General features: G+C 69.3%; 2 protein-coding genes. Both read left to right on the top strand.

The window, feature by feature from the left end; genetic code table 11:
* On the top strand, positions 1–1083 hold a 1083-nt coding region (locus AC2VOK_RS06075), incomplete at its 5' end, for an EspA/EspE family type VII secretion system effector (RefSeq protein WP_428899675.1).
* Between the two features lie 51 nt (positions 1084–1134).
* Complete coding sequence (locus AC2VOK_RS06070) at positions 1135–1437, top strand: type VII secretion target (protein ID WP_428899674.1); 303 nt, start codon at positions 1135–1137, stop codon at positions 1435–1437.
* The last annotated feature ends 91 nt before the right edge of the window (positions 1438–1528 follow it).

The following is a 1528-nucleotide window of genomic DNA, read 5'->3' as shown; positions in this document are numbered from 1 at the left end:
ATCTTCGTCATCACCATCCAGGAGCTGTTCTTCGGGCCGGGCGGCTCGGCGGTCAAGGGGGACAAGTTCGCCGGCGCCGCCTACCCTCTGGGAGTCGCGCTGCGCACCGCACAAGGCGCCGTCCCGGGCGACAGCTGGCAGGGTGAGGCCGCCGACGCCTACGCCGCCCGCAACCAAACCCACATCGATCGCATCACCAAGATTCTCACGCTGGATGCGACGACGAAGACGCTGATCGACAGCGAGGCCGCGAAGAGCAAGTTCTACCGCCAGCAGATCACGGTGACCAAGGATGGGCTGGCCGCCTGCATCCCGGTCGCCATGTTGCTGAACTTCAAATGGCCCCCGGCGTCGATCGCCTTCCAGCTGGTGGTCTCCCTCGCCGCGCTCGGGGGAGTGAGCGCCATGTGCGGCCTGATGGGTGAATACTCACGTAACGTCACCGCGGCCGGGGAGGCGCCCGTCATCGCCGAATACCGGGACCTGCTGAGCAAGGTCATCGCCGACCTGCAAGCATTGGGCGCCCCGATCCCGGACCGCGTGCTGCAGTCCGCGCCGCCGTCGGCCGCGCCCACCTTCCGGGAGATCGTCAACGCCGGCGCGCCGCCGAGTGCTCCGGCGGTGCCCGGCGGTCAGGACGCCCGGCGCACCCCGCCGCGCGCCCGCACCGACGGGGGCGAGAGCACGGCGCGCTACGGCGGGGACGAGCTGTACGACGAGCCCACGGAACCCTCCGAGACCGAGAACCCCGAGACACCGCCGAGCCCGGCCGCCCCGATCGTCGCGATGCCGACGCTCGCCCAGATGTCCCAACTGTCCGCGCAGGCCGCGAAGATGTCGGGCAGCGCCGCCCAGCACATGAACCTCGTCAACCAAACCATGGGATCGGTGCAGCAGCTGGCGTCGACCGCCCAACAGGGCGCGGGAGCCGCGGCGCCCGCGGAGGCCGCCGCCGAAGCGGAGGCCGGCCCGGCAGGGCTGGACGCGGCCTCGGGTGCGGAGGGCGCCGAGCGTGCGCCGGTGGATGCCGCGGCCAACGCCGAACAGGCCGCGGACGCGAATCCGGCCGAGCGAATCGTCTGACCCGCGCGGCGCCCGGCCGCCGGAAGCATTGGTCGTCAAGGAGGGTGGGACGTGGATCTGGTCGTATATCCCCAATACCTGCTGGGGTTGGGCGAGCAACAAATGCAGTTGATCAAAGATCTCGACCAGACGTACGTCTCGATGTCGCCGGACCTGTGGTGGACCCATGGCCCCCTGTGCGGCTACAGCAACACGACCATGGAACAACTCGAAGTCCTGCGCGCCGCAGTGATCGCCGGCGAGCAGGCCATCGCGGAAGCCCTCGCCGACTACCTCAGCGCGGGTTCCCGGATCTACGCGAAGACCGAAGAGCAGACCGGCGACAATCTCGACAGCCAGATGCTAGATCGCTGACCGGGTCCGCTCAGCTGATCTGGCGGATCAATGTTTCGATCGCGTCGGCGGCGTCGGCGGGTAACGGTTCCTGCGCTTCGGCGCGCAGGAT

The organism is Mycobacterium sp. TH-M116, assembly GCF_057473685.1.
The sequence above is the reverse complement of the archived record's forward strand: the minus strand, read 5'-3'. Positions and strand labels throughout refer to the sequence as shown.